Source organism: Marinobacter subterrani (assembly GCF_001045555.1).
GTDB lineage: Bacteria > Pseudomonadota > Gammaproteobacteria > Pseudomonadales > Oleiphilaceae > Marinobacter > Marinobacter subterrani.
Genome location: NZ_LFBU01000001.1, coordinates 370,987 through 395,513 on the forward strand (window position 1 = coordinate 370,987; position 24,527 = coordinate 395,513).

General features: G+C 57.6%; 22 protein-coding genes and 1 tRNA gene. 18 read left to right on the forward strand and 5 right to left on the reverse strand.

Going from position 1 to position 24,527, the window contains the following annotated elements; genetic code table 11:
* The first annotated feature begins 9 nt into the window (after positions 1-9).
* From tgt to secF, 4 genes are all read left to right on the forward strand, one after another.
* On the forward strand, positions 10-1,131 hold the full coding sequence (gene tgt / locus msub_RS01815) for a tRNA guanosine(34) transglycosylase Tgt (protein WP_048496920.1): 1,122 nt from the start codon (positions 10-12) through the stop codon (positions 1,129-1,131).
* 86 nt (positions 1,132-1,217) lie between these two features.
* Positions 1,218-1,523 carry a preprotein translocase subunit YajC gene (yajC, locus tag msub_RS01820; protein WP_227506759.1) on the forward strand — a complete coding sequence of 102 codons (306 nt, stop codon included), beginning with the start codon at positions 1,218-1,220 and terminating at the stop codon, positions 1,521-1,523.
* A gap of 95 nt (positions 1,524-1,618) precedes the next feature.
* Positions 1,619-3,493 carry a protein translocase subunit SecD gene (gene secD / locus msub_RS01825; RefSeq protein ID WP_048494442.1) on the forward strand — a complete coding sequence of 625 codons (1,875 nt, stop codon included), beginning with the start codon at positions 1,619-1,621 and terminating at the stop codon, positions 3,491-3,493.
* A complete protein-coding gene (gene secF, locus msub_RS01830; RefSeq protein ID WP_048494443.1) occupies positions 3,486-4,439 on the forward strand; it encodes a protein translocase subunit SecF in 954 nt (317 codons plus the stop codon). Before secD ends, secF begins: the two co-directional genes overlap by 8 nt.
* Before the next feature lie 85 nt (positions 4,440-4,524).
* On the opposite strand, the gene msub_RS01835 is transcribed toward secF, so the two are convergent.
* Positions 4,525-5,325: an inositol monophosphatase family protein gene (locus msub_RS01835; protein ID WP_048496921.1), complete on the reverse strand. Its 801-nt coding sequence runs from the start codon at positions 5,323-5,325 to the stop codon at positions 4,525-4,527.
* A 183-nt stretch (positions 5,326-5,508) separates the two neighbouring features.
* On the opposite strand from msub_RS01835, the gene trmJ reads away from it, so the two are divergent.
* From trmJ to der, 13 genes are all read left to right on the forward strand, one after another.
* Complete coding sequence (gene trmJ, locus msub_RS01840; RefSeq protein WP_082146523.1) at positions 5,509-6,372, forward strand: tRNA (cytosine(32)/uridine(32)-2'-O)-methyltransferase TrmJ; 864 nt, start codon at positions 5,509-5,511, stop codon at positions 6,370-6,372.
* Complete coding sequence (gene cysE / locus msub_RS01845; RefSeq protein ID WP_048494444.1) at positions 6,365-7,138, forward strand: serine O-acetyltransferase; 774 nt, start codon at positions 6,365-6,367, stop codon at positions 7,136-7,138. Before trmJ ends, cysE begins: the two co-directional genes overlap by 8 nt.
* Before the next feature lie 77 nt (positions 7,139-7,215).
* On the forward strand, positions 7,216-7,713 hold the full coding sequence (iscR, locus tag msub_RS01850; RefSeq protein ID WP_048494445.1) for a Fe-S cluster assembly transcriptional regulator IscR: 498 nt from the start codon (positions 7,216-7,218) through the stop codon (positions 7,711-7,713).
* 22 nt (positions 7,714-7,735) lie between these two features.
* Positions 7,736-8,884: an IscS subfamily cysteine desulfurase gene (locus tag msub_RS01855; RefSeq protein ID WP_048494446.1), complete on the forward strand. Its 1,149-nt coding sequence runs from the start codon at positions 7,736-7,738 to the stop codon at positions 8,882-8,884.
* Between the two features lie 68 nt (positions 8,885-8,952).
* Positions 8,953-9,381, forward strand: a complete 429-nt coding sequence (ndk, locus tag msub_RS01860; protein ID WP_048494447.1) for a nucleoside-diphosphate kinase — start codon at positions 8,953-8,955, stop codon at positions 9,379-9,381.
* Between the two features lie 63 nt (positions 9,382-9,444).
* Positions 9,445-10,557, forward strand: a complete 1,113-nt coding sequence (rlmN, locus tag msub_RS01865) for a 23S rRNA (adenine(2503)-C(2))-methyltransferase RlmN (RefSeq protein ID WP_048494448.1) — start codon at positions 9,445-9,447, stop codon at positions 10,555-10,557.
* 85 nt (positions 10,558-10,642) lie between these two features.
* Positions 10,643-11,404: a type IV pilus biogenesis/stability protein PilW gene (pilW, locus tag msub_RS01870; protein WP_197083857.1), complete on the forward strand. Its 762-nt coding sequence runs from the start codon at positions 10,643-10,645 to the stop codon at positions 11,402-11,404.
* Positions 11,394-12,362, forward strand: a complete 969-nt coding sequence (locus msub_RS01875; RefSeq protein WP_048494450.1) for a RodZ domain-containing protein — start codon at positions 11,394-11,396, stop codon at positions 12,360-12,362. The genes pilW and msub_RS01875 overlap by 11 nt, the downstream gene beginning before the upstream one ends.
* Before the next feature lie 35 nt (positions 12,363-12,397).
* Entirely contained in the window at positions 12,398-13,516 is a 1,119-nt protein-coding gene (gene ispG, locus msub_RS01880; protein ID WP_048494451.1) for a flavodoxin-dependent (E)-4-hydroxy-3-methylbut-2-enyl-diphosphate synthase, read from the forward strand.
* A gap of 44 nt (positions 13,517-13,560) precedes the next feature.
* A complete protein-coding gene (gene hisS / locus msub_RS01885; RefSeq protein WP_082146378.1) occupies positions 13,561-14,841 on the forward strand; it encodes a histidine--tRNA ligase in 1,281 nt (426 codons plus the stop codon).
* A 54-nt stretch (positions 14,842-14,895) separates the two neighbouring features.
* The gene (locus tag msub_RS01890) at positions 14,896-15,552 is read left to right on the forward strand and encodes a YfgM family protein (protein WP_048494453.1); all 657 of its coding nucleotides are present in this window, start codon (positions 14,896-14,898) and stop codon (positions 15,550-15,552) included.
* A complete protein-coding gene (bamB, locus tag msub_RS01895; RefSeq protein ID WP_048494454.1) occupies positions 15,552-16,721 on the forward strand; it encodes an outer membrane protein assembly factor BamB in 1,170 nt (389 codons plus the stop codon). Before msub_RS01890 ends, bamB begins: the two co-directional genes overlap by 1 nt.
* A gap of 9 nt (positions 16,722-16,730) precedes the next feature.
* Positions 16,731-18,152 (forward strand): ribosome biogenesis GTPase Der, encoded by a 1,422-nt coding sequence (gene der, locus msub_RS01900; RefSeq protein WP_048494455.1) that lies wholly within the window; start codon positions 16,731-16,733, stop codon positions 18,150-18,152.
* 15 nt (positions 18,153-18,167) lie between these two features.
* Here the strand turns inward: der and pta are convergent, their stop codons facing one another.
* The 3 genes from pta to msub_RS01915 are packed head-to-tail and all read right to left on the reverse strand — an operon-like array spanning position 18,168 to position 23,993.
* On the reverse strand, positions 18,168-20,330 hold the full coding sequence (pta, locus tag msub_RS01905; RefSeq protein ID WP_048494456.1) for a phosphate acetyltransferase: 2,163 nt from the start codon (positions 20,328-20,330) through the stop codon (positions 18,168-18,170).
* A gap of 28 nt (positions 20,331-20,358) precedes the next feature.
* Positions 20,359-21,555, reverse strand: coding sequence for an acetate/propionate family kinase (locus msub_RS01910; protein WP_048494457.1), 1,197 nt, complete (start codon positions 21,553-21,555; stop codon positions 20,359-20,361).
* Between the two features lie 26 nt (positions 21,556-21,581).
* Positions 21,582-23,993: a bifunctional diguanylate cyclase/phosphodiesterase gene (locus tag msub_RS01915; RefSeq protein ID WP_048494458.1), complete on the reverse strand. Its 2,412-nt coding sequence runs from the start codon at positions 23,991-23,993 to the stop codon at positions 21,582-21,584.
* Between the two features lie 242 nt (positions 23,994-24,235).
* Here msub_RS01915 and ccoM point away from each other — a divergent pair, with 242 nt between their 5' ends.
* A complete protein-coding gene (gene ccoM, locus msub_RS22510) occupies positions 24,236-24,388 on the forward strand; it encodes a cytochrome c oxidase subunit CcoM (protein ID WP_197083770.1) in 153 nt (50 codons plus the stop codon).
* A 46-nt stretch (positions 24,389-24,434) separates the two neighbouring features.
* Here ccoM and msub_RS01920 read toward each other — a convergent pair.
* Positions 24,435-24,510: transfer RNA gene (locus msub_RS01920), tRNA-Glu, on the reverse strand.
* Between the last annotated feature and the right edge of the window lie 17 nt (positions 24,511-24,527).

A 24,527-nucleotide genomic window follows, 5' to 3' on the forward strand; every position in this document is an offset into this window, starting at 1 on the left:
ACCTGTTTCATGTCGTTCGAGAAGCTGGGCGAGGATGGCCAGGCCCGTCGCGGCCGGCTGACCTTTCCCCGTGGCACCGTTGAGACGCCCGCATTCATGCCGGTTGGCACCTATGGCACTGTTAAGGGAATGTTGCCCCGGGACATTCACGAGATCGGGGCAGAAATCATCCTTGGCAACACCTTTCACCTGATGCTCCGGCCGGGTACCGAGGTGGTCAAGGCTCATGGCGATCTGCACGATTTCACCCAGTGGCAAGGGCCAATACTGACGGATTCCGGTGGCTTTCAGGTGTTCAGCCTGGGTGAGATGCGGAAAATCACGGAAGAGGGTGTGACTTTCCGCTCACCGGTTGACGGTTCGCCGGTGGAGCTCTCCCCGGAGATCGCCATTCGGGTCCAGCGTGACCTGGGGTCGGACATTGTCATGATCTTTGATGAATGTACCCCCTACCCGGCAACCGAGCGTCAGGCCCAGGAATCCATGGAGCTGTCCCTGCGCTGGGCGAAGCGCAGCAAGGATGCCCATGAGGGTAATCCAGCGGCACTGTTTGGCATAGTGCAGGGCGGTATGTATGAGGGTCTTCGGGACAGGTCTCTGGCCGGGCTCACGGATATTGGCTTTGACGGCTACGCGATCGGAGGTCTTTCCGTTGGCGAGCCCAAGGAAGACATGATCCGGATTCTTGATCATCTGCCGCCGAAAATGCCGGAGGACAAGCCCAGGTATCTCATGGGCGTTGGCCGCCCGGAAGATATCGTTGAAGCGGTGCGGCGTGGCATCGATATGTTTGATTGTGTGATGCCCACCCGGAATGCCCGAAACGGGTACCTCTTCACATCTACCGGAATCGTCAAGATCCGTAATGCCCGGCACCGGCACGACACCGCGCCACTGGATGAGCGTTGTGACTGTTACACTTGCCAGAACTTTTCGAGAAGTTATCTGCATCATCTGGATAAATGTGGAGAAATGCTCGGAGCCCAGCTGAATACAATTCACAACCTGCGGTTCTACCAGAACCTGATGGCCGGATTGCGTGGGGCCATTGAAGCAGGTACATTGTCGGACTTTGTAACCGACTTCTACGCACTGCGCGGAGAGACAGTTCCGCCGCAGGGTAGTGTTTGATCGACACGCTTAACCAACGGAGATATTCAATGAAATCAATTAAACTGCTTGTTGCCGGCCTGTTGGCTCTGATGCCTGCGCTGGCCATGGCTCAGGCGCCGAGTGCCCCTGGCATGGGTGTTATGGGCCAGGTCATCTTTTTCGCCGGCTTCATACTGATTTTCTACTTCCTGATCTGGCGCCCGCAGTCCAAGCGTGCGAAAGAGCACAAGGCTTTGATGTCCGGCCTGAACAAGGGTGACGAAGTCGTGACCTCCGGCGGTCTTGCCGGCAAGATTACCAAGGTGACGGATGACTTTATTGTTGTTGAAATTGCTGACAACGTCGAAATCAAGGTTCAGAAAGTCGCAGTTGCCGCAGCCCTGCCCAAGGGTACGCTCAAGGACATCTGAGCGAAGGCCATTTAGTCCGCCATCCCGGGTGGCCGGACTGAATCCTTCTGGCTGAAACACCAAGGCCGGCCTGTTCGCCGGCTACAAGGGATCCCATGCTGAACAAGTATCCGCTTTGGAAAAACCTGGTTATCCTGGTCGCGCTTGTGATCGGGTTTATCTATGCTTTGCCCAACCTTTATCCCGATGACTATGCCATCCAGATCACCGGTGCCAGAAGTAGCACTGATGTGAGCGGCGGTGTGCTGGATCGCGCCGTTGATGTGCTCCAGAGTCAGGGTATCGAGGTTAAAAGCAGTACTCTTCAGGATCGGGATGCTCTGATCCGTCTGACCAGCTCCGATGCCCAGCTGCGAGCCCGCCCCCTTGTGCAGGCCGCTCTGGGTGACGACTATCTGGTGGCACTCAATATGGCGCCCTCCACCCCGGACTGGCTGAGAAGCCTCGGAGCAGGCCCAATGAAACTGGGTCTGGATCTGCGCGGTGGTGTGCATTTCCTGCTTGAAGTGGATATGGAAACCGCGGTCAGCCAGCGCCTTGAGGCAATGGCCGGCCAGGTCAAGCAGCAGTTGCGGGAAGAGCGGATTCGTTACCGTGGCGGTGACGTCCAGAACGACCGCAAGATCGTTCTCAGTTTCCGTGATGAAGGATCCCGGGCTGCTGCCTTTGATCTGATTCGCGGTCAGTACAGCGAATTTTTGCTGGACCAGCAGACCGAGGGAGATGAGTTCCTGCTGGAACTGACGCTGTCCGAAGCCGAGGTTCGGTCGATTCGCGATTACGCCCTTGAGCAGAACCTCACCACAATCCGCAACCGGGTTAACGAACTGGGTGTTGCCGAACCGCTGGTTCAGCAGCAGGGTGATGACCGAATCATAGTCGAGCTTCCAGGTGTGCAGGATACTGCCCAGGCCAAGAGGGTACTTGGTGCCACGGCCAATCTCGAGTTCCGGATGGAGGCCCGTCCGGACGCGCCAGCCAGTGAGACGGAAGAATTCAGGTTCCGGGACCAGCCGCAGCGAACGGCCCGCCTAGAACAGGACGTTATCGCCACCGGTAATAATGTGGCCAACGCCCAGCAGGCCTTCGACGAGAACGGCCAGCCTCAGGTGAATATCACCATGGATTCGGTTGGCGGCGACCTGATGAATCGGGCGACTCGAAACGCGATCGGTCGCCGGATGGCGGTGCTCTTTATCGAATACCGCACAGAAACAGAAACCCGTATGGTCGATGGTAAGCCAAAGCAGTTTGAAGAGCGCGTGGTGGAGAAGGGCATAATCAGTCTGGCCACAGTTCAATCTGCTCTTGGCAGCAGCTTCCGTATCACCGGGCTGGATTCGATTCCGGAAGCGGCCGAGCTTGCGTTACTGTTGCGTGCCGGTGCTCTGGCGGCTCCCATGTATTTTGTCCAGGAGCGCACCATCGGGCCAAGCCTGGGGCAGAAAAATATCGATGCCGGCATGATGTCCGTGGCACTCGGCTTCGCCCTTGTAATGCTGTACATGTTGGTTTATTACCGTGGCTTCGGGTTGATTGCCAACGTTTCACTGTCCCTGAACCTGATGCTGCTGGTCGCGTGCATGTCCATCCTGTCGGCCACGCTTACCTTGCCTGGCATTGCCGGCATCGTTCTGACCGTCGGTATGGCGGTGGATGCCAATGTACTTATCTTCGAGCGTATCAAGGAAGAGCTCAGGGCCGGGGCTCCGCCCCAGATGGCTATAAATGCAGGCTACTCCCGTGCCTTTGTGTCCATCTTTGACTCAAACATTACCACCTTGCTGGTAGCTATTATTCTGTTTGCCATGGGTGCCGGGCCGGTAAAAGGTTTTGCGATAACCCTGTGCATCGGGATACTGACGTCAATGTTCTGTGGTCTGATGGTCAGTCGCAGCATCGTGAACCTTGTCTATGGCGGCCGCAAGGTCGAGAAACTGTCGATCGGAGGAAAGCTCGCCAATGCCTGATATGGATAAGAAACCGTTTGATTTCATGGGGCTGCGGAACATTGCTTCCGTGGTGTCCGTCGCACTCGTTATTGTGTCTATTGCTGTGCTGGGGATCCGCGGCCTGAACTTCGGTATGGATTTTACCGGCGGCACCTCGGTGGAATTCGAGTATGCAGAGGCCCCGCAACTGAGCGATGTTCGCGCACGGCTGGATGCGGCCGGCTACGAGCAGTTTTCCGTACAGAACTTCGGGTCCGATACCATCGTTCTGGTGCGTTTGGCCGAAGCGGGTGATGACAAGCTCGCAGCAGAGGTCACCCGGATACTGTCCGCAGAAGGCATAGAGCTTGAACTGATAAGCTCGGAGTTTATCGGGTCTCAAGTGGGCAAGCAGCTCAAAGAGGACAGTGGTCTCGGTTTGCTGCTTGCAATGATCGTGGTGCTCATCTACGTGGGAATGCGCTTCCAGTTCAAGTTTGGCATTGCCTCCGTTTTGCCCCTGGGCCACGATGTAATTATTGTTCTGGGTTTCTTCGCCTTGTTCCAGTGGACTTTTGATCTGACGGTTCTGGCGGCCCTGCTGGCGATCATCGGTTATTCACTGAACGACACGATCATTGTGGCGGACCGGATCCGGGAAAATTTCCGGAAAGTCCGTGTCGGGAGCCCCGCGGACATAATCAATCTGTCGGTTCATGAAACCATCACCCGGACCATCAATACCTCTGGTACGACTCTCGTGGTGGTGATTGCTCTTTATCTGCTGGGCGGAGAGGCGATCAATAACTTTGCGCTCGCGCTGATTATTGGCATAGTCGTTGGTACCTACTCGTCGATTTACGTCGCCGCCAACCTTTTGATCGCCATGGGTGTATCTCGTGAGGACCTGATTGTGCCACCGAAAGAGGGCGTGGCCGGTGCGGAAGAGGACGAACAGCCCCCCGAATGGCTTAACCGGATGTAGGAGGGCGTCTCTCCCTCGCCGTTCAGGCACAAAAAAGCCGCCAGATGATGCTGGCGGTTTTTTTGTGCCCGACAGTCGGCAAACCTCAGCGAGGCAGTCGACCCCGGAAGGGGTGGAGTACTTTCAGAACCTCGCGGAACAGCTTGGGGTTGGCGACTACCAGTTGACGTGCGTTGCCGGTGGAGGGGTTGCCGGAGAAATCACCGGTCAGTGCGCCGGACTCCATCGCCAGCGTGATGCCCAGGTCCAGGTCTGCCGTTTCCGGGCGGAAGATAATGGCAGCGTCCATCAGGCCGGCCGATACCCGGGCAATATCCAGGACCACGCAGCCAGAGGTGCGGAACATGCCGGAATCCTTTGCCAGAACCGCGGCCATTTCACCCCAGAGCAGAGGGTCTTCGCTTTTACGCGCCTGATCGAGCAGATTGGTGGCAATGGCTGCATTCGCGGTCTGCTTGATATCCGAGGTGCGAACCCGACGGCTGTTCAGGGCAGCACCATGGCCGCGACTGGCTGAGTATTCCTCACCGGTAACGGGGTTGACCAGAAGCAGGTTCTCTACCCGGTTGTTCTTTTTCTGGGCCAGGGCCAGGGCAAATTCGGGAATGCCCCTGAGAAAGTTTTCACGGCCCAGGACCGGGAAAATGTGCCAGCTCTTCTCACTGGTTCCGGCATTCGCTTCATTGGGGGGAGCGATGCTGTGATCCTTGTAGGCCTTTTCGAGTTGCTCGGCAAAATTGTCGTAAATGGACTGCTCAACCCGCTCCAGCTGGAGACGACGTTCTGAATCGTCTTTGCCGGTGGGTTCCTGGCGCTCGAAATGGGCTTTCAGATAATCTGATCCCTGCCGCGCGACGCGCAGGGCCATTTTAATAGCTGGTTGCATCTGAGTGATCATTATCCGGGTGTGTGAAGGCCGGGTATGATAGCAAAAGATCACCCCGCTTGTATGTTTTTTGCCTCAGCAATAGCACGGATAACCAGAGCTTACGGGTTGTTCGGAGGGGCAGGAGGCGGGTTGTTTCTGGTATCATTGCCGCCCTGTTCAATAACCTTGGGCCTGTTAACAATGCACAAAAGCGCGCTTCCACAGGAAGGGACGGAGACCTTTCAGGATCAGATCCGGATTGTTCTGGTTGAGACCTCACACTCGGGCAATATCGGTGCGGTCGCCCGGGCGATGAAAAATATGGCCCTGGGGAACCTCTGGCTGGTCAATCCGTGCACGTTTCCGGATGAGACGTCCTATGCCCGCGCCGCTGGTGCGTCGGATATTCTTGACCGGGCGCAGGTGGTCTCTTCCCTTGATGAAGCCCTGGCGGACTGTGTCCTGGTGATGGGCACGAGTGCCCGAGGCAGAAAGGTACCCTGGCCGGTATGCGCGCCTCCCGAGGCAGCCGCCGCTGCAGCCCGACATTCTGAGGACGGTCCGGTTGCCCTGGTGTTTGGCCGGGAAAATCATGGCCTGAGCAACGACGAGCTGCAGCGTTGCCACTATCACATCCACATACCCTCGAATCCCGATTACAGCTCGCTGAATCTGGCCATGGCCGTACAGGTCATGTGCTATGAATTGCGGATGTATTATCTTCGCAGCCTTGAAGGTGGAGAAGGCAGCCCATACCTTAAGTCGATGGCCCGGCCCGGAGACGAGGGCTGGGATGTTCCGCCCGCCAAAGTGCAGGACGTGGAAGGATTCTTTGGGCACCTGGAGCAGATGCTCATTGATATCGATTTCCATCGGCGAGAGAACCCCAGACAGTTGATGACCCGCTTGCGGCGACTGTTCCAGAGAGCGAGACTTGATCAGATGGAAATCAATATACTCCGGGGCATTCTCACTGCCGCGCAGAAGGCCGCGGGCGCAAGGGATCATAGCGAGCAATCCGAGGCCGGTAGCTCGGCGACAGAGCAGGACAACAGCCATGTTTGAGCGTTTGCGTGAAGACATAAACAGTGTGTTTCACCGGGACCCCGCCGCCCGCAACACCTTTGAGGTGCTTACCAACTATCCGGGGCTGCATGCGCTGTTGTTTCATCGGTTTTCGCACTGGCTGTGGGGTTTGGGGCTCAAGTGGCTGGCTCGCACCATTTCGACCATTGCCCGTTGGCTGACGGGAATTGAAATCCACCCCGGTGCAACGATCGGCCGCCGGTTTTTTATCGATCACGGCATGGGTGTGGTCATTGGAGAAACGACCGTTATAGGCAACGACGTAACGCTCTATCAGGGTGTTACGCTCGGCGGAACCAGTTGGAACAAGGGCAAGCGCCATCCCACCATTGGCGACAGCGTCGTAGTGGGTGCCGGGGCCAAGATTCTCGGGCCCTTCGAGGTAGGTGAGGGTGCCAAGATCGGTTCAAATTCAGTGGTCACCAAGGCGGTCCCGGCCGGTGCAACGGTCGTCGGTATTCCAGGGCGGGTGATTGTCAAGCGCCATGGCGAGGACGACGCCCGGCGCAAGGAAATGGAAGAGCGCATGGGTTTCGACGCCTATGGTGTCACCGAAGAAATGCCGGATCCGGTTGCCCGTGCCATGAGGTCGCTGCTTGATCACATGCACGCAGTGGATGACCGCATCGAGAACATGTGCCAGGCGCTACGCAAGGTGAACAGCGAATACCAGAACGGCAAACTGCCTCCGCTGCACGAAGAGGACTTTGATTGCGTTCGTGATGAAAGTGATACGCGGAGCTGAATACTTGACTGATTTAGTAGGTCAATTCATACTCGGCTCTGCGTATTGAGATTCAATCCCGTCATGGGGCTGACACTATGAAATTGACCACCAAAGGCCGCTACGCTGTCACGGCGATGCTTGATCTGGCTCTGCACGGAGACCAGGGGCCGGTGAGTCTTGCCGATATTTCGGCCCGTCAGGAAATCTCCCTGTCCTACCTGGAACAGCTTTTTTCCCGTCTGCGGCGCCAGAAACTGGTTACCAGTATTCGTGGGCCGGGTGGCGGGTACCGGCTGGGCCGCCCGGCTTCTGATGTCTTTATAGCCGAGGTGGTCGATGCCGTGAGCGAGTCCCTGGATACCACACGATGTGGCAATAAAGGCGATTGCCAGAACGGCGAGAAGTGCCTGACCCACCATCTATGGTCTGACCTGAGTGATCAGATTCATCAGTTTCTCAGCGAGATCAGTCTCGGAGACCTGATGAACAAGCGTGAGATCCTGCAGGTTGCAGACCGACAGAGTCGTCGTCATTCTGGTACCGGCTCCGAAACGATCAATACCGAACGCCTGTCCGACCAGGCTCCGGTCTGATACCTACGAACTCCAGGAAACCATGAAAAAGCCCGTATATCTGGACTACGCGGCCACCACGCCCGTTGATCCCTCCGTAGCCAATGAAATGATAAAATACCTGACCCCGGACGGCGTATTCGGAAACCCCGCCTCCCGCTCCCACGCTCTTGGCTGGCAGGCAGAGGCGGCGGTTGAGGCTGCCCGCAAACAGGTGGCCAGCCTGATTCATGCTGACCCGCGGGAAATCGTCTGGACCTCCGGCGCCACGGAAGCCGACAATCTTGCCATCAAGGGGGCGGTGGCCGGTCGTGAGAACGCCCATATTGTGACCTCGAAAATTGAGCACAAGGCAGTTCTGGATACCTGCAAGTGGCTGGAGCACCAGGGTGTTGACGTGACCTGGCTGGACCCCGAGCCGGATGGCAGTATCAGTCTGCAGCAGGTGCTTGATGCGCTCAGAGACAATACCGTCCTGGTCAGCCTGATGCTGGTGAATAACGAACTCGGAACGGTCACCGACGTTGCGCCGATCGGTTCGGTGTTGCGGGAGCGCGGCATACTGTTCCACGTGGATGCGGCCCAGGCGGCTGGAAAAATGCCGGTGGATGTCACATCGATGCAGGTGGATCTTTTGGCGCTCTCCGGTCACAAGGTATACGGGCCCAAGGGCGTGGGAGCGCTTTATGTCCGGCGTTCTCCGGATGTGCGTATCGAGGCCCAGATCCATGGCGGCGGCCATGAGCGTGGGATGCGTTCCGGAACGCTGCCGACTCATCAGATTGTGGGCATGGGTAGAGCTTTCGCAATGGCCCAGTCCGGGCTGGAGCAGGAAGTCCAGGTGTTGGAATCGTTGCGCGAAAAATTTCTCGCTGGGCTGGAAGGGCTGGATGGTGTCAGCCTGAATGGCCGGGAATCAGGTCGTGTTCCGGGCATCGTAAACCTCTCTTTTGATGGCGTTGAGGCGGAGTCGTTGATGCTGGGGCTGCGTGATCTGGCCGTTTCCTCCGGCTCGGCCTGTGCCTCGGCTTCGATTGAACCCTCCTATGTTCTGCGCGGCATTGGTCTGAGTGAAGAGCAGGCTAATCGGGCACTGCGTTTTTCCTTTGGGCGTTTCAGCACCGAAGAGGAAGTCGCTTTTGCCAGTTCGCAGATTGTTGAAGTCGTAGGCCGCTTACGCTCGGTGCGGTAGGAACTTTGCCCCGGACTGCGTATAATCGCAGGCCAGAATTTTTACCATAAACAAACTGGAGAAAGACTATGGCAACTGAGCGCACGCTCTCCATTATCAAGCCCGATGCGGTAGCAAAAAACGTGATTGGCGAAATCTACAGTCGTTTTGAAAAGGCTGGCCTGAACATCGTTGCCGCCAAAATGATGCACCTGACTCAGGAGCAGGCAGAAGGCTTCTACGCGGAGCATAAAGAGCGCCCGTTCTTTAACGATCTGGTTGCCTTCATGACCTCCGGTCCTGTTGTTGTTCAGGCGCTTGAAGGCGAAGGCGCCATTCTGAAGAACCGTGATCTGATGGGCGCCACCAATCCGAAGGAAGCCGAAGCGGGCACTATCCGCGCCGATTTCGCATCGTCCATCGATGCCAACGCGGTTCACGGTTCAGATTCCGCCGCTTCTGCCGAGCGCGAAATCGCCTATTTCTTTAATGACAACGAAATCTGCCCGCGGGGTTGATCACGTTGATCGGAGGCGACTTCCGGGTCGCTTCCGAATTGGTTATCTGATCGAGGTTATAACATGACAGCGGCTGCTGAAAAAACCAATCTTCTGGGGATGCCGAAAGCAAAACTCGAAGCTTTCTTTGAATCCCTGGGCGAGAAGCGTTTTCGAGCGACCCAGGTTTTGCAGTGGATTCATCAGCGTGGCGCCGATGACTTCGATCAAATGACCAATATGAGCAAGGCGTTGCGGGAAAAGCTGAAGGCAGTGGCTGAAATCCGTGGCCCCGAAGTGGTTTTCGATGAGACGTCCAAAGACGGCACTCGCAAGTGGGTGATGCGCATGGACAATGGCAACAGTGTCGAGACCGTACTTATACCCGATGGCGAGCGGGGCACGCTGTGTGTGTCGTCCCAGATTGGCTGCAGTCTGGACTGCACCTTCTGTTCCACCGGTAAACGCGGCTTCAACCGCAATCTTACCGCGGCGGAGGTGATTGGGCAGGTGTGGGTTGCCCGAAAGGCTTTCATGCCCTTCGAGCCGGGCCCGGATCGTCCAATCACCAATGTTGTGATGATGGGGATGGGCGAGCCCCTGCTCAATTTCGACAATGTGGTCGATGCGATGAACCTGATGATGGAAGATCTGGCGTACGGTATTTCGAAACGTCGGGTTACGCTCAGCACTTCCGGCGTTGTTCCTGCCCTGGACCGCCTGGCGGAAGTTACCGATGTTTCACTGGCCATTTCGTTACATGCCCCGAATGATGAACTCCGTAACAAGCTGGTTCCGTTGAATAAAAAGTACCCGATTTCGGAGTTGCTTGCGGCGACCAAGCGTTACTTTGCCCGGCTGCCGGACAAGCGCAAAGCGACCATTGAGTACACCGTGATTGAAGGGATGAATGATCAGCCGGAACACGCCCGGGAGCTTGCCGTGCTGTTGCGGGATCTGCCGTGCAAGATCAATCTCATACCCTTCAATCCATTTCCGGAGAGTGATTTTCGCCGGCCGAGCATGAACGCGACCCGCAGGTTCCAGGCGGTTCTGAACGAAGCTGGCTATATCGCCACGATCAGAACTACCCGGGGCGACGATATCGATGCCGCATGCGGCCAGTTGGTAGGGCGGGTTGAAGACAGGACCCGGCGAAGCCAGAGGTATATTCAGGTTCAGCAGGTCAACCCCTGAGCCGCGAACCCAATACAGCCCAATCGAGGAAGGGGAAACTGTGACAACGACACCAGCAAACCGACGTTTTTCTTTGTTGGCCCTTATGCTGATAACCTTGCTTGTCACGGGCTGTGTTACGACCACGAACAGCCGGTTTACCCGGGAAGCGGATCGCCAGGAAGTCGTGGATGATTATGTGAAGCTTGCCACAGCTTATATCGGGCAGGGCAACCTTGACCGGGCCCGCCATCACCTCGACCGGGCCCTCAAACTGGATGCTGATGATCCCGGCGCCAGGGCTGCGCTGGGCCTCGTGCTGAATGCTGAAGGCGAGCCCGAACTGGCGGAGAAGAACTTCCGGCGGGCAATTTCAGAAGATCCGGGCTATACACGAGGCAGGGTGTATTATGGTGCGTTCCTGTTTGGTCAGGGGCGCATGGCAGACGCCCGGGACCAGTTCCGGGCGGCTTCCCGTGATACCGCATACGAGGATCGGGGGTCGGTATTTTTCAATCTTGGTATGGCCCAGGAGCGCCTTGACGAACTGGATTCCGCGGCGACATCCTATCAGCGCGCGGTTGAGCTGATGAGAGGCGACGCTCGCCCTCTACTGGCGCTGGCCAGGGTCTTTGTGGAGTTGGGGCAATACGAGAACGCCGCCAGATATTATTCACGGCTGACGTCGATGATGGAACGGAACCCACGTCTTGTTCACTCAGCAGAGAGTCTTTTTACCGGTATCCGCATTGCCCGTTATTTCAACAACCAGGACCAGGAAGGGAGTCTGGCGCTTCAGCTCAGAAACAATTTTCCCGAGTCTGTGGAATACCGTCAATACAAGGTGCTGATTTCTAATGGCGAATGATGAAAGTTCACAGCCGGCGATGAATGAGGCCGTCGGTCAGCAACTGCAAAAGGCAAGAGAAGCGGCCGGCTTGAGTGTCAGCGAGGTAGCCGGGGCGCAGCATCTGCGGCCCTCGGTGATACAGGCTATCGAATCCGGGGATTACAGTCAGATTGACAGTGAACTCTTTCTCAAGGGTTACGTCAGAACCTACGCGAAGCAGGTGGGACTGAATGCCGATTCGGTGATAGCCGATCTTGACAGGGAACTGGAACCGATTCGCCAGCAGCGGGAGCAGGAATATGAAGCCAACCCGTTGGTAGATATAGAGCGGCGCCGGCGCCGGAAACGCCAGGTCGCCAGGACGCTGTTTTTCCTGGTAATACTGGGTGTCGCAGGGTATCTGGCCTTTGCCTTTCTGATGCCCGGGCAAGACAGTGGTGAAGCGCAGTCAGAGGCTCCCGGAGTGACCGAAGCGCCGCAGGAGCAGAAAGAGCCGGCGCCGGAGACGACCGAGCCCGCAGCGACCTCGGTTCCAGACGCTTCAGAGGCTGTTGAGCTGTCGTCGGTGCCTGAGCCTGACGCAGAGCCGGATACGCTCGCGCCCCTGGCGACGGAGAACCCGGCCGGCGGGGACGCAGTATCTGAACCGGTGGCGGAGCAGATTCCCACCGTTGTTGAGACGCCGGAACCTGCGTTACAGAATGTCTCGGGACTGGCAACGAGTTCTGACATGGCCCGGCTGCAGATACAGTTTACCGGCAACTGCTGGGTTCAGGTACGAGATGCAAACGGCAATCAGTTAGTCAGCTCGCTGCAGCGAGCGGGCGATTCCATTGACGTGTCGGGTGAGGCGCCGCTAAAGGTCGTAATCGGCGCTGTAGATGCGGTGGGCACAATTCGATTCCAGGGGGAGCCGGTGGAGCTGGGTAGCTATCGTGCCGTCAACAACCGTTCAGAGTTCACACTGACAATCTGAAATTTGATCACCTCTTCCATATTGGTCAGCAAGACATGAAACAGGATTCTCCGATTATCAGACGCAAATCCCGCCAGATCATGGTGGGTAACGTTCCCGTGGGTGGCGACGCGCCGATAGCGGTGCAGAGTATGACCAACACCAATACCTGCGACGTTGAAGCCACGGTCGGCCAGATTCAGGCGCTGCAGGAGGCCGGTGCCGATATCGTAAGGGTTTCCGTGCCGTCGATGGACGCCGCCGAGGCATTCGGCAAGATCCGTGAGCAGGTCTCCCTGCCACTGGTCGCTGACATTCACTTCGATCACAAGATTGCTCTGAGGGTTGCGGAGCTGGGCGTTGACTGCCTGCGCATCAATCCCGGCAATATCGGCCGGGATGATCGCGTCAGTGCCGTCATCAGTGCCGCGCGGGATCGGAATATTCCGATACGGATTGGTGTAAACGCCGGTTCCCTGGAGAAATCCCTTCAGCGCAAGTACGGTGAACCCACGGCGGACGCCCTGGTCGAGTCGGCCATGCGCCACATTGATATTCTGGACCGCCACGATTTCCAGGATTACAAGGTCAGCCTGAAGGCGTCGGAAGTGTTCATGACAGTGTCGGCCTACCGCAAGATCGCAGCGCAGATTGAGCAGCCGCTGCACCTCGGAATTACCGAAGCCGGCGGCTTCCGTTCAGGAACGGTTAAATCTTCGATTGGTCTCGGCATGCTTCTGATGGACGGCATTGGCGACACCATTCGAGTGTCGCTGGCGGCCGACCCGGTTCAGGAAATCAAGGTTGGCTTTGATATTCTTAAAAGCCTTCGCCTGCGCAGCCGTGGTATCAACTTCATTGCCTGCCCGAGCTGTTCGCGCCAGAACTTCGATGTGATACAGACCATGAACGATCTGGAAGCGCGGCTCGAAGACGTCAACACCTCACTGGATGTGGCCATTATCGGCTGCATTGTTAACGGGCCCGGTGAAGCCAAGGTTGCCGATATCGGCCTGACTGGCGGCAGCCCGAAAAACCTGTTCTACATGGCGGGCAAGCCGAACCAGAAGCTTGAGAACGCCACATTGACTGACGATCTGGAGCGCCTGATTCGTGAAGAGGTGGCCCGTCGTAAGGAACAGGAAGAGTCGATCATTGCCCGTTCTGACCACTGATCCGCGTTCAGGTACAACCATCCAGACACAGTTAAGGGTTTACATTGGCTAAGATTCAGGCAGTTCGCGGGATGAACGATATCCTGCCGGAACAGACGCCCGTTTGGCAGTTTGTCGAGTCCAGGGTGCGCAAAGTACTGGCCCAGTATGGCTACCAGGAAATCCGTATGCCGATTGTCGAGCAAACGGACCTGTTCAAGCGTTCCATCGGCGAGGTGACCGACATCGTCGAAAAGGAAATGTATACCTTTGACGACCGTAACGGAGACAGCCTGACCTTGCGCCCCGAAGGTACCGCCGGTTGTGTCCGAGCGGCCGAAGAGCATGGCCTGCTGTTCAACCAGACCCGTCGCCTGTGGTACACCGGCCCGATGTTCCGGCACGAACGGCCTCAGAAAGGTCGTTACCGGCAGTTCCATCAGATCGGCGTTGAATGTTTTGGCATGAGCGGCCCGGATATTGACGCCGAGTTACTGTTCCTCACCGAGCGTCTTTGGAGAGAGCTCGGTCTGGCGGAGCACACCCGGCTCGAGATCAACTCCATCGGCAGCTCGGAATCCCGCAAAGTCTATCGGTCTGCTCTGGTGGACTATCTCGGCCAGTTCACGGCGGAACTGGATGCCGACAGCCAGCGCCGGCTGGAGACCAATCCTCTGCGCATCCTGGACAGTAAGGATCCCTCCACCCGGAAAATCCTCGAGGGAGCGCCGAGCCTGGAGCATTATCTGGATGATGAATCCCGGGATCACTTCGAGCGCCTGAAGGCGTTACTGGACGCTGCCGGAGTGCAATATACGGTGAATCCGGCGCTGGTCCGGGGCCTGGATTACTATGGCAAGACCGTTTTTGAATGGATCACGGACAGCCTTGGAGCCCAGGGCACGGTTTGCGCCGGTGGCCGGTATGATGGTCTGGTGGAACAACTCGGCGGCAAACCAACCGTTGCGGTGGGCTTTGCAATGGGGCTGGAGCGCCTGATTCTTCTGCTCGAAACCCTGGGGCTGGTTCCCGATTACGTGAACAGCAACGCAGAGGTCTATGTCACTGCTATGGGCGACGGAGCCGTCGCTGCGGCACTGGTGCTTGCCGAGAAACTTCGGGCAGCGTTGCCGGATCGAGTGATTGTTTCCCACTGTGGGGGCGGCAGCTTCAAGAGCCAGATGAAGAAGGCCGATCGCAGCGGTGCGAAGTATGCCGTGATACTCGGGGAGAATGAGGTTGCCAATGGCACCGCCGGGCTGAAGCCGCTGCGAGCGGATGTTCCTCAGACCGAGGTTGCCCAGGATGAACTGGCCGCCGCACTGGCAAAGGTTCTGTCTGACTGAATCTGAATCAATTTACTGATATAAAAGCAAAAAATTTCGACTACAGGAGTCCCCATGGCAGAGTTGCGCACCGAAGAAGAACAGATTCAGGCGATCAAGGATTGGTGGAAGACGAACGGCGCCTCCTTGCTGATCGGCATTGCCGCCGCGCTTGCCATAGTGTTTGGCTGGCAGGGATGGCAGAACTACCAGGCCCAGCAACGCACCGAAGCGGCGAATGAATTCGCCAACCTGCTCAATGCGTTCAGTAATCAGAGTGACGAAACCCGGGGTGAAACGGTTGCCTTCGTGGCAAAAACCCTCAGGGAAGACTATCCCGATAGTGCTTACGCGGTTTACGGCAACCTGGTACTGGCTCGCCAGCAGTTGATGGAAGAAGCCGATGCCCAGGCGGCCATTGAATCACTGAAATGGGCGCTGAAACAATCGGCGGAACACGAGGCTCTGGCGCTTGTCGTTCGCAATCGGCTTGCCCGCGCCCAGTTTTCTGCCGGTCAGTACGATGACGCCCTGGTGACCATCGAAGGTGCTGGCAAGGCTGACGCCTTCGATGCCATCTATTCCGAGCTTCGGGGCGACATCCTGCTGGCGCAGGGTGACCAGGAAGGTGCCCGGCAGGCCTATCTTGCAGCCCGTGAGCAGAGCCAGCAGGGTCGCAGCGGTATTCTGGAACTCAAACTTGCAGACCTTGGTGTCGGGGAGGGCGCCTGATGCCGGGGTTACCCAACAGCGTTCTGAAGCGCGGGGTTTTCGCGCTGCTGCTGTTGGCCGGGCTTGCCGGTTGCAGCACAACCGATACCTATGAACAACCAGTTCCGGTGCCAGACATTGAGGCGACTGCCGAGTTTGAAGAGATCTGGAGTATGTCGGTCGGGGACGGGCACGATGGCGACTTCCTCTACCTGGCGCCCCTGAATGCGGGAGAGCGGATTTTTGCGGCCTCGGCAGACGGCGAACTGTATTCCGTCGACCCGGAAAACGGCAAGGTTATCTGGGAGAACCCGTTGGAGGATCGTGTCTTTTCCGGCCTCGGGGGCGACGCCAACCATCTTTACCTGACCACCGAGAATGCCGATCTGGTCGCGCTCTCCCGGGAAGATGGCTCGGAAATCTGGCGCAAGTCACTGCCAACCGAAGTGCTTTCGGCGCCACAGTCCAATGGTTCGCTGGTCGTTGTCCAGACGATTGACGGCCAGGTTCTGGGTTTCAATGCCGCGGATGGTGAAAAGCGCTGGCAATACGATGGTTCAGTGGCGGTGCTTTCGATCCGGGGTGCCGCAGCACCTCTGGTCGGTGGTGATGTGGTTATTGCTTCATTCGCCAATGGCAACATGATCGCACTGAGTGCGGACACCGGGCAGCCCCTGTGGCAATACGAGGTGGGCCAGCCGGAAGGCCGTACCGAACTTGAACGTCTGGTTGATGTCGATGGCCAGCCGCTGGTGGTCGAAACCGCGCTGCTGGTGGTGGGCTACCAGGGCAAACTTGCGCTGGTTGATATCCGCACAGGGCAGGAAATCTGGAGCCGGGAAGCATCAAGCCTGTATTCACCCATGATCGGTGATGGTGACATCTACCTCTCATCCGCGAATGGTGAACTGGTTGCCCTTCGCGGTTCAGACCGTAAGGAGCTCTGGGTACAGGACCGCCTTGCGTGGCGTCAATTGACCCAGCCCATGGTCTATGGAGACTATCTGGTCGTCGGTGACTATGAGGGTTATCTGCACGCAGTCGATCGTAAGGATGGCAAGCTTGTAGCCCAGTTGGAGTTCGACGATGAGGGTATCCGCGTACCGGCACAGCGGCTAGCCAATGGTAACCTGCTGGTTTTTGGCAACAGCGGAAAGATGGCCGTATTCCAGGTTAAGCCGCAGGACTAATCACTTATCATGACCCCAGTAATTGCCCTTGTCGGACGTCCCAACGTCGGCAAATCGACATTGTTTAACCAGATGACCCGCTCCAGAGATGCCCTGGTAGCGGATTTTCCGGGTCTGACCCGTGACCGGAAGTACGGTGAGGGAAATTACGAGGGCCAGCGGTTTATCGTTATTGATACCGGCGGGCTCACCGGCGATGAGCAGGGGCTTGACCTCGAGATGGCGCGCCAGTCCATGCAGGCGGTGGAAGAGGCCGACATCGTGCTGTTTCTGGTGGATGGCCGGGCAGGGCTGACCGCCGGCGACGAGCTGATAGCCGATCATATGCGCCGTTCTGGCAAGCAGGCTCACCTGGTCGTCAACAAGACTGATGGCCAGGATCCCGACATCGCAGCCGCGGATTTCTACAGCCTGGGCTTCGAGTCCACCTTTCTGATCGCTGCCTCCCATAACCGGGGTATCCGGTCAATGCTGGAGATTCTGCTGCCCTCGGAAGAGGAAAGGGAAGATCAGGACAGGGCTGACCGGTATCCGGGCATCCGGATTGGTGTGGTCGGGCGCCCGAATGTGGGTAAATCAACCCTGGTGAACCGCATGCTCGGGGAAGACCGGGTGGTGGTATTTGACATGCCTGGCACAACCCGGGACAGCGTCTACGTGCCCTACGAGCGCCAGGGTAACCAGTACACGCTGATCGACACCGCCGGGGTTCGCCGGCGCAAGAACGTCAGCGAAGTGGTCGAGAAGTTCTCCATTATCAAGACGCTGCAGGCAATTGAAGATGCCCATGTGGTGATTCTGGTCATTGATGCCCGGGAGGGGCTGGTCGACCAGGATCTGCACCTGATCGGCTTTGTTCTCGACGCCGGCCGCTCACTGGTCATCGCCGTGAACAAATGGGACGGCATGGACCCCGAAGACCGGGCCAGGGTCAAAGAGCAGGTGAAGCGGCGCCTCGATTTTCTCGATTACGCCGATAAGCACTACATCTCCGCGCTACACGGTTCCGGCGTTGGCGTGATGTACGAGTCGGTTGAGGCCTGCTACGACTCAGCCATGGCCAAGTGGCCGACCAATCGCCTGACTGCAATACTGCAGGATGCTATTGCCCAGCATCAGCCACCCATGGTTCAGGGCCGGCGAATCAAGCTACGTTACGCTCACCAGGGTGGTTCGAATCCTCCCGTGATCGTTGTTCACGGCAATCAGGTGGATTCACTGCCGGGCTCTTACAAGCGCTATCTGGAAAATACGTTTCGCAAGGTTCTGAAGGTAACCGGTTCCCCCATCCGGTTTGAATTCCGGGCCGGAGAAAACCCCTTCGCCACCAAGGTCGATCGGTTGACACCGCGGCAGAAGGTAAAAAAAGATAATGACCAGAAGCAGGGCCCCAGCCCGAAGAAAAAGCGCCAGAAGAGCCTCAAGCGCTGATTCCGGGGTGTCGTGTCAGCGTGCGGCCTGTCCTGCGGTTTCAACCTGCTTGGCCTGGACCGCAGTGAGCGCAATGGTAAAGACGATGTCTTCAACCAGTGCCCCTCTGGACAGATCGTTCACCGGTTTGCGGAGGCCCTGCAGCATCGGGCCGATACTGACAACATTGGCGCTACGCTGCACTGCTTTATAGGTAGTGTTTCCGGTGTTCAGGTCCGGGAACACAAACACCGTGGCTCTGCCTGCCACCTTGCTGTCAGGCGCCTTGCTTTTGGCGACGCTCTCAATGGCCGCCGCGTCGTACTGCAACGGGCCGTCAATCAGTAAATCCGGTCTGCGCGCGCGCGCAATGCGGGTCGCCTCTCTTACCTTGTCGACATCCTGGCCACTCCCTGATTCCCCGGTGCTGTAGCTGATCATGGCAACGATAGGCTCAATGCCAAAGGCCTCGGCTGATTCCGCGCTCTGAATGGCGATGTCCGCCAGCTCCTCGGCATTGGGGTCGGGATTGATGGCGCAGTCGCCATACACCACCACCTGTTGCGGCAGCAGCATGAAGAACACCGACGACACGACTTTCGCATGGTCGTGGGTCTTGATCAGTTGCAGGGCGGGGCGGACGGTGTTGGCAGTGGTATGGATTGCACCGGAAACCAGCCCGTCGGCCTCATCCAGGGCCACCATCATGGTGCCCAGAACCACATTGTCTTCCAGCATGGCTTCGGCCATCTCCGGAGTCAGCCCTTTATGCTTCCGCAGTTCCACCATCGGGGCGACGTAACGCGCCCGGACCTCAGAGGGATCGATAAATTCGATGTCGTCCGGCAGCGCCAGATCCTGGGAGCGCGCTATTCGGCGAATTTCAGCTGCGTTGCCGATGAGCGCGCAGCGCGCAAGTTTTCGCTGGTGGCAGGTGATGGCGGCCTGCACGGTTCGTGGCTCCGCGCCTTCGGGTAACACGATTCGCTTGTTTGCCGCCCGGGCCCGCTCCGAAAGCTGGTAGCGAAACGCCGGCGGAGACAGGCGGCGTTGACGCTCAACCTTGAGGTGCTGCTGTAACCAGTCCGTGTCAATGCGCCGGGCAACCGACTCCATGGCCTTTTCGATGCGGTCCGGGTCATCGATGGGAATGGCCGATGACAGGTTGGCCAGCATATACGCTGTTTCATAGGTGTTGGCATCAGAGCTCAGCACCGGCAGGCCGGTATCCAGCGCCCGGTGGCAGAGATCAATCACCCGCTGGTCGGGCATAAGCCCGCCGGTGAGCATCAGGCCCGCCAGTGGTACCCCGTTCAGTGCGGCGACTGCCGTGGTTACCACAATGTCCTCTCGATCGCCCGGCGTAACCATCAGGGTGCCCGGCCTGAGGGTTTCCGTCATATTGCGGATACTTCGCGCGCACACCGACACCTTCTGCACCCGCCGGGCATGCATCTGGCCCTTGTTCAAAACCGGCAGTCCGAGCTCCCGGGCAATATCCGAGACCCTGGGGGCAAGCAGCTCTGGCTGCCAGGGTATTTCAGCAATCAGCCGAAACCTGCCCTCACTGAACACCTGGCACCGGGTACGGTAGTCAATGGTGGCTGCATTCGGGAGATTGGCGATGCTGCGGGGTTCGAGACCGGATTGCTCCGGTTCGCCGACCTTGTTCAGAATGACACCGATCACCTCGGGATCGCTCGGGCTGGCAAACAGGCGTGCGGAAAAGTCCAGTTCCTCATCCATCTGCCCGGCATCAAGGGTTTTCGGCGTGCTCACCAGAATGACATCGGAGCCGAGATTGCGGGCAACTTCCACGTTGAGCCGGGCGATATACGCTTCGCTCCGGTCGGGCACCAGCCCCTCGATTATGACGACATCAACCTCTCTGGCGACCTTCTGGTACTCACCCACCACCGTTTCCAGCAAGAAGTCGGATTTACCCCGGTTGAGCAGTTTTTGGGCTCGCTTCAGGGGAATCGGGTCCGGTGGGTTCAGGTGACTGCTGGTCCGCACGAACGCCACGGAGGAGTCCTGGCCGTCGTTGTGCACGGACTCTGCATGGTGGACGGATTGGCAGAAGGGTTTGTAGAAACCGACACTCACGCCAACCCGCTCAAGGGCCCGTAACAGCCCGAGGCATACGGAGGTCAGGCCGGCGTCCATGGAGGTTGGTGCAATAAAGAGGCTCTTTGCCATTATCCTGTTTCCTGGTCATGCGTGGTGTTCAGTCCTGGCCGGTCGCGCCGGCAAGCCGTGATGCCTCGCGCGCGATCACCAGCTCCTCGTTGGTCGGAATTACCAGAACCGGGAATCGCGAACCGGCGCTTTCAATCCGGCCATCACTGATCTCACCGTGGTGTCTGTTAAGGTCCTCGCTGAGTTCAAAACCCATGATGCGCAAATGGTCCAGGGTGTCCCGCCGCACCCGGGCACTGTTCTCTCCGATGCCGCCGGTGAAAACCAGGGCATCCAGATCCCGCAACGACGCCATCATGGCACCAATGTATCTGGCCAGGCGGAAGCAGAACACCTCAATTGCTGTTTGAGAGGGCTCATGGCCATGGTCGGCAAGCTCGCATAACGAACGCATGTCATTGGTCTGGCCGGACAGCCCCAGCAGTCCGCTCTCCTGATTCAGTACCCGATGAACCTCTCTGGCAGCGATGCCCTTGCTGGCCAGGAAGTCAACAAGGCCCGGATCGACATCGCCGCTTCGCGTCCCCATGACCAGGCCCTCAAGGGGCGTCAGGCCCATGCTGGTATCCATGCTTATGCCATCGCGGATGGCCGTAATGCTGCACCCGTTACCCAGGTGGGCGGAAATAATAGACGTGGTGGCTGGCGTTTTGCCCAGCAAACGCGCCGCTTCAACCGCCATAAAGCCATGGCTGGTGCCGTGAAACCCGTAGCGCCGGACGCCCCAGTCCCGATACCAGGAATCCGGAAGGGCATACAGGAAGGCCCGTTTGGGCAGGGTCTGGTGAAATGCGGTGTCGAACACCGCCGTCTGGGGAACATCTGGAAACAGCGCGAGGGTTGCCCTTATTCCCGAGAGGTTAACCGGGTTGTGCAGCGGCGCAAGCCCGGCACAATCTTCAATGGCGCTGATTATGCCGTTATCGATAAGGACCGCTTCACGAAAGGTTTCACCACCATGGACCACTCTGTGACCGATCGCCGCCGGTAGGGAAGTCAGTAGTTTATGGTCCCGGAACGCCCTGATGAGTGTTTCAAGCGCCTCATGATGTGAGGCGGCCGGGCTCAGTGGAACCGTCTCCTGAATGCCATCAATGCGGGCAAAGGCATCATTCTGGTTGAGGCGTTCGGCCTGCGCCGACGCCAGTTTCTGGTATGCGCCATCAAAGAGTGCAAGCTTGAGTGATGAGCTGCCACAGTTAACGACAAGTACAGTATCTTCCATGGAAAGAAGTTCCGGTGGTTTTGGATCTATACCCGATGATTGCTGCTGAGCCAGTCGTCAAACTCCGGGGCCGGCAGGGGCCGGCTGTAGAAATAACCCTGAGAGAAGTCACAGTTTTCCTTTTTCAGGAAATGCGTCTGTGCTTCTTCCTCGACTCCTTCGGCAATGACCCGCAGGCCCAGACTATGGGCCATGTTGATGATCGCACGGACAAGGGACGCATCTTCAGGCTCTTTCATGACATCCTGAACAAAGGACTTGTCAATCTTCAGGGTATCAAACGGATAGCTCTTCAGGTAGCTGAGCGCAGAGTAGCCAGTACCAAAATCGTCCACCGACAACCGAATGCCTGCTTTGTCAAGCTGGCGCAGGATTTCTGCGGTCTCGATGGAGTTGTCCAGGATCAGGCGTTCGGTAATTTCCAGCTCCAGTAGCTCTGGCGCCAGGCCACTGGTTGAGAGCGCATGCATCACGGTTTCGGTGAATCCAGGATCCCGGAACTGGCGGGGCGAGACGTTGACAGAGATGCCGATATCCCTGCCGGTTGTCTGTATCCAGCCCACTGCTGCCCGGCAGGCCTCTTCGAGAACCCATTCGCCGATGGGTGTGATCAGGCCGGTTTCTTCCGCCAACGGAATGAAGCGATCCGGCATCACCATGCCCATGGCGGGGTTGTTCCAGCGTAGCAGAGCTTCGACGGCACAAAGGTTGCCGGAATCCGTTTGCACGATGGGCTGGAAGTAGAGCTCGAATTCCTTCAGCTCCAGCGCCCGGCGCATACTGGATTCCATCTTGAGGCGCTCGTGGGACACCTCGGTCATTTCCGGCGCGAAGTGGGCGAAGGCGCTCTTGCCCTTGTGTTTGGCCTGGTACATGGCGGCGTCTGCGTGCTGCAAAAGTGTGCCACTGTTGTCGGAGTCGGTCGGGAAAATCGCGATCCCGATACTGGTGGTTACGAATACTTCCTGGCCGTTGAGGATATAGGGTGGTGCGAAGGTCTTCAGGATCCGTTCTGCAACCTGCGACGAGGCTTCCGGGCCGGTCAAACCGGGCAGGATGACCAGAAACTCATCGCCACCGAGACGGGCCACCGTACTGGTGCCCCGAAGGCAACTGGATATCCGGCGCGCCGCTTCAATGAGCAGATTGTCGCCGGCATCGTGGCCAAGGGTGTCGTTGATGTGCTTGAAATTGTCCAGATCCAGGAACATGACGCCAACCAGCGAACTTTCACGCCGGGCCTGGGCCAATGCCAGTTTCAGGCGATCCAGCGCCAGCATCCGGTTGGGCAGGCCAGTAAGGATGTCATAGTTGGCCTGGCGCAGGAGCTGCTGCTCATAGCGTTTTCTGATGCTGATATCTTCGCCGAGGATCAGGTACCCGGTAATGCCGCCGGTCTCGTCCTTGATGGGCGTAACGATAAGCTGCTCCCAGAACCGCTCGCCATTTCGGCGGACGCTGTTTACTTCGCCCTGCCAAACGCCAACCCGCTGGACCTGCAGCCGGATGGATTGCCAGAGGTGGTGGTTCTCCCGGTTTTCCAGTTGGTTTTCCCCCAGCGCGCCGGGGTGTTTTCCGACAATGGTCTTTGCGTCGTAACCAGTCAGTTGCGTGAACTTCTGGTTGGCAAATTCAATCCGCCATTGCCGATCACAGATCAGCACGGATGAGGGGCTTTGTTCGATCGCCTTGGAAAACTTCCGGATTTCTGCCGCGTCTTTGTGCTGTCGCTCCATATCGGCGTTGAGACGTTCGCGCATCTGGTTGATGGCATCGGTGACCCGCCCCAGCTCGTCAATACGGTTTGACGGCGTATTCGGGCGGTCCAGGGTGAGGGGCTCGGAGGTCGTCTTCAGCGAAAAGTCGCGGGCATAGTTGGCCATGGTCGTGAGGTGTCGGGCCACGAAATGCTGGAAGATCCAGATAATGAGTATGGATACAAAGAAGGTTTTCAGGAACTGGGTGAAAAGGATGACCACGACTTTGCGCTTCAGATCGTCATAAATCCGTTCAAGATCTGCAGTCACCGTGAGCTCTCCAAGCTCGAACTCTTCATCGCCCCTGTGAACCAGGCTGAAACTGTGGGATTTGGTCCTCGCATCAAGGGGTATGTCACCCATGACCAGTTCGGAATCCGGTTCAATCCTCAGCCGAAGGTGCACTACATCGGGCAGGCTGAGAATGCCTTCCATCTGAGTCTGCAACAGTTTCTGGTCCAGTGCCCAAAGGCTGCGAGCCAGGCTTGAGGCATAACCGGATTCGATAACCTGCATGCGGTTGTCGATCTGGGCCAGATCCTTGCGGTAATCGGAGTAGATCTGCAAGGCCGACGCGACCATGGTAAAGGCGGAGCTGAATAGAAGTATCCAGGCCATCAGCCTGAATGACAGGGGAGAACCTGTGCGAAAACGTTGCAGACGCGTCGACAATTTTGGCATGTCTAAAACTTCAGCCATCCGAACCGGTTAGGAGATCAGAGATTATCCCTTCGAATTCGACTATAGCAGCAGTTTCTTGCAAATGCCTTGCAAATGCAGGAAAAATCGAGAGAAATGTGTTGTGGTTCTGACTCTGTATGACGTTCAGGCGTGGCTTGGCCGTTGATCTGGATCAATACCCTCCGGGCTTGTCGGGCGTAATCTGAGTTTTATCAAGTCGACTACCGGAAGGGGAATGAAAAATGTATACGGACGTCGTTGTTATTGCTGGTATTGCAACTGTGGTGCTGATGATTGGTTTCTTCGTTGGCGTGGGTGTTTTCGTGATGAAAGACCAGAAAGCGCACGGTAAGCAGGACAGGAAGGAAGGCAATCAAAACCAGAAACCGGTTTGATAGGCCGGTACCGGGAAGACCCATCGGAAAAAGCAGTTTGAGAAATTGGCGTCCCCTAGGGGGTTCGAACCCCTGTTGCCGCCGTGAAAGGGCGGAGTCCTAGGCCACTAGACGAAGGGGACGCAACGTTTTCTAAAGC